Annotated in this window: 8 protein-coding genes; 4 read left to right on the forward strand and 4 right to left on the reverse strand. The window is 60.9% G+C overall.

The annotated features are described in order from the left end of the window. The first annotated feature begins 101 nt into the window (after positions 1 to 101). Positions 102 to 410, forward strand: coding sequence for a hypothetical protein (locus tag G486_RS0115575; protein WP_211233794.1), 309 nt, complete (start codon positions 102 to 104; stop codon positions 408 to 410). Positions 411 to 451: 41 nt separating this feature from the next. Here the strand turns inward: G486_RS0115575 and G486_RS0115580 are convergent, their stop codons facing one another. Both G486_RS0115580 and G486_RS0115585 read right to left on the reverse strand, forming a co-directional pair. After that, positions 452 to 2,020, reverse strand: a complete 1,569-nt coding sequence (locus G486_RS0115580; protein ID WP_034387992.1) for a class I adenylate-forming enzyme family protein — start codon at positions 2,018 to 2,020, stop codon at positions 452 to 454. A gap of 18 nt (positions 2,021 to 2,038) precedes the next feature. Next, complete coding sequence (locus G486_RS0115585) at positions 2,039 to 2,821, reverse strand: crotonase/enoyl-CoA hydratase family protein (protein ID WP_027016380.1); 783 nt, start codon at positions 2,819 to 2,821, stop codon at positions 2,039 to 2,041. A gap of 91 nt (positions 2,822 to 2,912) precedes the next feature. Between G486_RS0115585 and G486_RS22520 the strand changes: the two genes are divergently transcribed. Then, positions 2,913 to 3,737, forward strand: a complete 825-nt coding sequence (locus G486_RS22520) for a hypothetical protein (protein ID WP_034387976.1) — start codon at positions 2,913 to 2,915, stop codon at positions 3,735 to 3,737. Here G486_RS22520 and G486_RS22525 read toward each other — a convergent pair. Together G486_RS22525 and G486_RS24420 are read right to left on the reverse strand one after the other, a co-directional pair. Beyond that, on the reverse strand, positions 3,734 to 4,723 hold the full coding sequence (locus tag G486_RS22525) for an alpha/beta hydrolase (RefSeq protein WP_051303593.1): 990 nt from the start codon (positions 4,721 to 4,723) through the stop codon (positions 3,734 to 3,736). The two genes, G486_RS22520 and G486_RS22525, sit on opposite strands and share 4 nt — an antisense overlap. Before the next feature lie 65 nt (positions 4,724 to 4,788). After that, positions 4,789 to 5,034 (reverse strand): hypothetical protein, encoded by a 246-nt coding sequence (locus tag G486_RS24420; protein ID WP_211233795.1) that lies wholly within the window; start codon positions 5,032 to 5,034, stop codon positions 4,789 to 4,791. Between G486_RS24420 and G486_RS22530 the strand changes: the two genes are divergently transcribed. After that, positions 4,969 to 5,949 carry a class I SAM-dependent methyltransferase gene (locus tag G486_RS22530; protein WP_051303595.1) on the forward strand — a complete coding sequence of 327 codons (981 nt, stop codon included), beginning with the start codon at positions 4,969 to 4,971 and terminating at the stop codon, positions 5,947 to 5,949. The genes G486_RS24420 and G486_RS22530 overlap by 66 nt on opposite strands. Before the next feature lie 67 nt (positions 5,950 to 6,016). Then, a partial coding sequence (locus tag G486_RS0115605) for a transposase (protein WP_027016381.1) occupies positions 6,017 to 6,268 on the forward strand: 252 nt, incomplete at its 3' end.

Consider the following 6,268-nt stretch of genomic DNA (forward strand, 5'->3'; position numbering starts at 1 on the left):
GAATTGAGCCGGCGAAGAGGAATGCTGCAGAGATTAAAAAACTGGATGCATGAACAGTATTGCTGTATATTTACACAGTCATCATTCAACAAACCATGACCATGCAAGAAGCCGTCTTCACCGTTACTCTTTGCGATTATCCTGGCCTGCCCGACCCTGAGCGCAGCAAGGCCGAGGCTCGGTATGCGCGCATGCTGGAGCGCAAGCTCGGCGGTTGCGAACAGGTCAACGAGACCCTGGCTCTGGTCCAGGATCTTGAAGACATGCCGCCCGAGGAAATCAGCGATGAGGCCAAGCAGGCTTTCGCCCGCTGGATGAAGGCCGCACGCGCGGCTGCCGAGGCCGGCCTGCAAGGCCTGGGCGAGAGCGAATGCTGCTTTTTCGAGGTGCGCAGAGGCCCGCGCCACTGACAGCCTGCATTATTGGGCAGGGCCCGGCGCCAGGATCTGCATCACACGAGATTCTCCTGCAGCCGCTCGCGCAGCAGTCTGCGGTTGAGCTTGCCTACGGCAGTCTTGGGAATCTCCGTCGCAAAAACAATGCGCTGAGGCTTTTTATAGGAAGCCAGTTGCCCGGCCACATGGGCAATGAGAGCCTCAGGTTCTGGCGCATGGCCGCTTCGCAGCACGACCACGGCCGTGACCATCTCGACCCACTTGTCGTGGGGCGTGCCGACTACGGCGCATTCCAGCACGCCAGCATGTGTCATCAAGGCGTTCTCGACCTCTTGCGGATAGACGTTGTAGCCGCCGCTGATGATCATGTCGGACTTGCGATCCTTGAGGTGTAGAAAGCCCCGCTCATCCAGAACACCGATGTCGCGCGTGCGTACCCAGCCGTCGGGTGTGAACGTCTCCTGAGTGAGCCCGGGAGCGTTGTAGTAGCCGGCCACCGCCGATGGACCACGTACCGTGATCTCCCCCGGCTCGCCGCGAGGCACATCGCGGCCTTGCTCATCGAGCAGGCGCATTTCAACGTCCACGCAAGGCTGACCGCAGGCCGATCCCATGAGCTCGGGCGTATGGTCCTCGGGCCTGAGCACAGCCAGGCACAACGGAATCTCGGTCTGCCCGTAGTACTGCCAAAAGCGCTGCGCCCCCCAGTGAACCATGGCCCGCTCCAGCACAGCTCTCGGCATGGGAGATGCGCCATAGATCACGTACTTGAGCGCGGACACATCAGCCGAGGCAAAGCCCGGATGCTCAAGCAGCATCTGCAGCATGGTGGGCACAAGGTTGATGGCTGTGACTCGCTCGCTCTCGAGAGCCGCGAGAAAACCGCCTGGCTCGAACCCCGGCAGAATCACGGTGCGCGCGCCGCGCAGCCAGAATGGGAGAACGAATACGCCGCTGGCATGAATCATGGACGCGGCGTGCAGCATGGCGTCGTCCTTCGTGGCGGGCAGCAGGTTGAGCAACACGTTGCGGCAGATGCCCGCATACGAGGCCTGGGTGTGCTGGGCGGCCTTGAGCGTGCCCGTGGTGCCTGAGGTGAACAGGGTGAGCACCACATCATCAGGGCCGACTTCGATATCCGGCCCCTGCGCAGGCTGGGTCCGGGCCAGGGCCAGCAAGTCGGCAGCACCCGGCAGCGAGGCCCCCAGACCCAGGCAGACCAGCCCGGGCTTGCCGGCGGCAAGCTCGCTTGCGCGCTCTTGCAGGCCTTCTCCAAATACCAGATGCGTGCAGCCCGTCTCGCCCAACATGCTCAGATGCTCTGCGAGGGACAGACGCGAATTCAAGGGAACCCGATTGAGCCCGCCTTTGACGCAGGCAAAGTCCAAAGGCACGCTGTACAGGCCGTTGTTGAGCAGCAGGCCCACGCGGGCACCCTGGCCCACGCCGCTGGCGTGCAGAGCATGCGCCAGGCGACTGCTCAAGGCATCGACTTCGGCAAAAGTCATGCATTGCCCGCCATAGACAATGGCCGTACGCGGCCCGTGCTCCAGCGCTCCACGGCGAATCAGATCCAGATAAGTCGGTTGGCGAGCCTGGGCGCCGCCCAGTGTGGTATTGGCCATCATATGTGTCTCCTGCTTCTATTCCTTGGCTTTGAAGTGCCCATGGCGCCCAGCGCCCTGGACAAAATTGGCGGCACCGAACTGACCTTCGGCTGTCACCATGGGCATGCCTTTTGCGCCCTCGTTACACAAGGCCTGGGCCAGCGGCAAGTCCCACTGCGCATAAGCCGAAGCCCGGTCGGCCAGCATGCATTGCTGGGGAAAGCCAGCGATCTGCTGGGCCAGCTCCAGCGCAACGTCAAGAGCGCCTTGAGGCGGAGCCAGACGATTGACCATGCCCATGGCCAGAGCTTCCTGAGCATGGACGGGGCGGCCCGTCAGAATCATGTCCAGCGCCCGGCCCATGCCGACGATACGTGGAAGACGCACGGTTCCACCATCGATGAGAGGCACGCCCCAGCGCCTGCAGAAAACGCCAAAACAAGCATCTTCGTCGGCAACGCGCATATCAGCCATCAAAGCCAACTCCAGGCCGCCTGCGACCGCATAGCCATTGATGGCTGCAATCAAGGGTTTGGACAGTGCCAGCCGCGTAGGCCCCATGGGGCCGGCACCGGCACCTTCGGGATCGAGTTCGTTGCGCAGCTCGGGGTCGGAGATCGCGCCCAAATCCGCGCCTGCACAAAAATGTCCTCCGGCGCCGTTGAGCACGGCCACGCGCAATTGCTCATCGCCTTGAAACCGCTCGAAGGCCTGACGAAGCTCTTCGGCCATGGGCCGATGCACCGCATTCCGCTTGTCGGGCCGGTTCATGGTGATCAGACACACCGGACCATCCACCTTGAAATCTACAAATTCCATACCTTGCTTTCCTGTTGCTGGTTCTGCTCGAGCCTTGTGAGCAGGCTTGTGATGCAATCCATGCTAGGAAGCATTTCAATCTTTCACAACAATGGACAAGTCATGTAATGTCGTGGCGCCCCGGCCCAGCGCACCCGACCTGATGCTGGATTTGCTGGTGGCACGCGGCGGCGCCCTGCCCGCTCGCTCCCTGCTGCGTGCAGGCCAGTTGCTGGGGCTTGGGGAAAATACGGTACGTGTCAGCCTGAGCCGTTTGCTGGCCCAGGGCAAGATAGACCGAGTCGGCCGTGGCAGCTACCAGGCTCTGGCCAGGGATTCGGCGCTATTTCAAACCGTGGATGCCTGGCGCCTGCGCGAATCCCGGCGTCTTGCATGGCAGGGCTGCTGGCTCTCCGTTCACGATGCGGCCGTGATGCGCTCGGACAAGACCCAGTGGCGGCGTCATCAACTGGCCCTGGGCCTGAGAGGCTTTGCGAGCCTGCAGCAAGGCCTCCTCGTGCGCCCGGACAACCTGCAGGGCAGTCTTGAGCAACAGCGCACCGAGTTGCTGGCGCTTGGTCTTTCGCCCAAGGCTCTGGTGTTTCAGGCTGCAGATTTTGATGAGGCCACTGAGCAGTGCGCGCGCTCGCTGTGGAATACCCGCTCCCTGCTTTCGGCCCACAGACACTGGCTTGCGATGCTAAAGGCCAGTCATGAACGCCTGAGCGGTGTTCCGCAGGTCATACCGCTGGCTTCGGCCGTGCGTGAGTCCCTGTTGCTGGGCCGGCAAGTGATTGCACATCTGCTGCGCGATCCTTTGCTGCCCGAAGAGCTCATGCCCTCCGAAGTCCGCCAGCAATTGCACCAGTCCATGCAAAGCTATCAACGCCAGGCGCTCAGGCTGTGGCTGCAGTGGCTTCGGGAGCAGGAAAACTAGCGTGTGGATACGTCCCGCACAAAGGTCAGCAGATCCGAGCCCAGGCTGTCATCCGCCGTGTTGATGTGAAATATCTCCGAAAGGTGGCTGTGCTGCTGTATGTTCTTGATGATCGGGCAGATGCCATCGCGCGCGCACAGTGCAGAAAACAGAAGCGCAGCATCGCGCTGGAACATCGGCGGATCGTACTGGGCAAAGCCCAGGAACACAGGTAGCTTGCGCTCATTGACATGGGCCAGCGGCGCCATATCAGGCTTAGGGTCGGAGCCATAGTAGGCGGCAGCCGTCTTGATGCTTTCGTAGCTGACCACGGGAGACAGCAGGATCGAGCCGATCACGCCGTCCTTGCCGCCATTGGCCTGTGTTCGCCTGTCAAAGCTGTAGTGGGCTGCATGGGCCCCGCCTGCAGACTGGCCCATGACAAAGATCCTGGCCGGATCTCCGCCAAACTTGTCGATATTGAGCCGTGTCCAGTTGACCGCTGCCGAAAAGTCCTGTCCCGCCGCTGGCCACGGATAGGCCGGTGCCAGCCGGTATTCGACGTTGACGAAGACCACATTGTTGCGCGCGAAGAACTTGCCCAGGTTGTCATTCTGAAAAGAGCCTGGCGTACTCGCCGCTCCGCCCACAAAGGCTCCTCCGTGAATGAAGACCACCACAGGCACAGGCTTGGCAGACCTGACCTCAGGGGCAAATACATCGACGAACTGACGCTCATCCATGCCGTATTTCTGATTCGGCGCCTTGGTGACTCCTGCCAGATCGCCCATCGACTGGTGCTTCTGGTACAGGCCGGCAACGCCTGTCTCCACCACAAGCCCCATGGCACGTACATGCTCGACGATGTCCTGAGGCACTATGTTGGGGCTGCGCGGCGACTCCGGTTGACCCACGGCGCGACCCTGGGTTGCGCAGCCTGTGAGCATGACCGAACAAAGCAGGCTGAAGATGGCCGCACAGGTGAAATCCAGGGCTTTGATTCTCACGTTTGTCTCCAGAGTTATTGGCGTGCGAAGTCTATAAACACCAGGCTTGCCGACGCCCAGAGCCCTCATTCTTGTGAAGGCAATAAACGGCAGGAACGGTTGAACTGTCTCACTGAGAGCGTGTTCACGATCTCCTCGCGGCGCTCCAACGCGCCTGCGTAAAGATCGTGAACACGTTCTGAGACATAGAGCAGTTGCCCAAACTGCATACACTTGCGGCCTTTCGCCCCAAAACCTGCCGCATCATGCAAGCCTTGTTCAACGCCATTGCCTCCATGGACCTGCCCATGGACGCCCAACGCCTCTTTCATGGGCGCGGTGGGCTTTATCCAGGATGCGAGCATTTGTCTCTGGATGCCTATCCTCCCGTACTGGTGCTCACCAGCTTTGCGCCGCTGGCAGAGCACGATCTGCTCGAAATCGGGGAGGCATTGGAAAAGCGCTGGCACCAGATCGCTCCAGGCCAAGTACTGAACTGGGTTTTTCAGACCCGGATCGCAGGCGCCAGCGACACCCGATTGATGCAGGGCTGCGTGCCCGAGCCGCATGTGGTGAAAGAGTGTGGCTCGCGCTATCTAGTCCATGTGCTGCGCGGCAAGAACCATGGTCTGTTTCTGGACATGGCCCGGGGCCGGCAATGGGTGGCCGAGCATGTGGCCAATCGTGCGATGCAGCCCGGTGGCCTCAAGGTCTTGAATCTGTTTTCCTATACCTGCGCTTTCTCCGTGGTCGCATTGCGTGCAGGCGCGAGCCAGGTGCTCAACATGGACATGGCCCAAGGCGCCTTGTCCATAGGCCGGCAGAACCACGACCTCAACAACGTGAAAAAAGGGGCCAGCTTTCTGGCTCACGACATTTTTTCCAGCTGGGGCAAGATCACGCGTGGCGGGCCTTATGGGCTGATCGTCGTTGACCCACCCAGCTATCAGAAGGGCAGCTTCATCGCCACCAAAGACTATGCGCGTCTGCTGCGCCGCCTGCCCGCCCTGCTGGCCCCCGGCGGCCATGTACTGCTATGCCTGAACGCCCCTGAGCTGGGCCCGGACTTTCTTCAGGAACAGGTTGGCGAATACGCACCCGATCTGGAGTTTGTGCAACGCCTCGACAACCCTCCAGCATTTGCTGATGTCGACGAGACGCGAAGCCTCAAGGCCCTCGTCTATCGGCTGAAAACGTTGTGGCACAACACGGCCTTGGCCGACACAGAAGTGGCCCCGGTTTTTTGAACAGTTGGCTAAGCGAGATTTCTTCCCGTAAAAATGGCCTGACAGCAGGCCGAATCTGGAGAAATCTATGACCATCAAATCAAGACGCAAGCACAGTGCTACCTTCAAAGCCAAAGTCGCGCTGGAGGCGGTGCGCGGCGAGCGCACCGTCGCTGAACTGGCTCAGCAGTACGAAGTACACCCCAGCCAGATTGCAGACTGGAAGCGGCTGCTGCTGGAGCGGGCGGCTGACGTGTTTGGCCCAGCACCTGGGCCTGCTGCCCCAACGGTGGATCTCAAGGAGCTGCACGCCAAGATCGGGCAGCTCACCCTGGAGAAG

This window comes from Comamonas composti DSM 21721 (assembly GCF_000429845.1).
GTDB lineage: Bacteria > Pseudomonadota > Gammaproteobacteria > Burkholderiales > Burkholderiaceae_C > Comamonas > Comamonas composti.

Coding starts and splice junctions, on each gene's coding strand:
- G486_RS22530 (WP_051303595.1), top strand. CDS start 4,969: ATGCAAGCCTTGTTCAACGCCATTGCCTCCATGGACCTGCCCATGGAC.
- G486_RS0115580 (WP_034387992.1), bottom strand. CDS start 2,020: ATGGCCAATACCACACTGGGCGGCGCCCAGGCTCGCCAACCGACTTAT.
- G486_RS24420 (WP_211233795.1), bottom strand. CDS start 5,034: ATGAAAGAGGCGTTGGGCGTCCATGGGCAGGTCCATGGAGGCAATGGC.
- G486_RS22520 (WP_034387976.1), top strand. CDS start 2,913: ATGGACAAGTCATGTAATGTCGTGGCGCCCCGGCCCAGCGCACCCGAC.
- G486_RS0115585 (WP_027016380.1), bottom strand. CDS start 2,821: ATGGAATTTGTAGATTTCAAGGTGGATGGTCCGGTGTGTCTGATCACC.
- G486_RS0115575 (WP_211233794.1), top strand. CDS start 102: ATGCAAGAAGCCGTCTTCACCGTTACTCTTTGCGATTATCCTGGCCTG.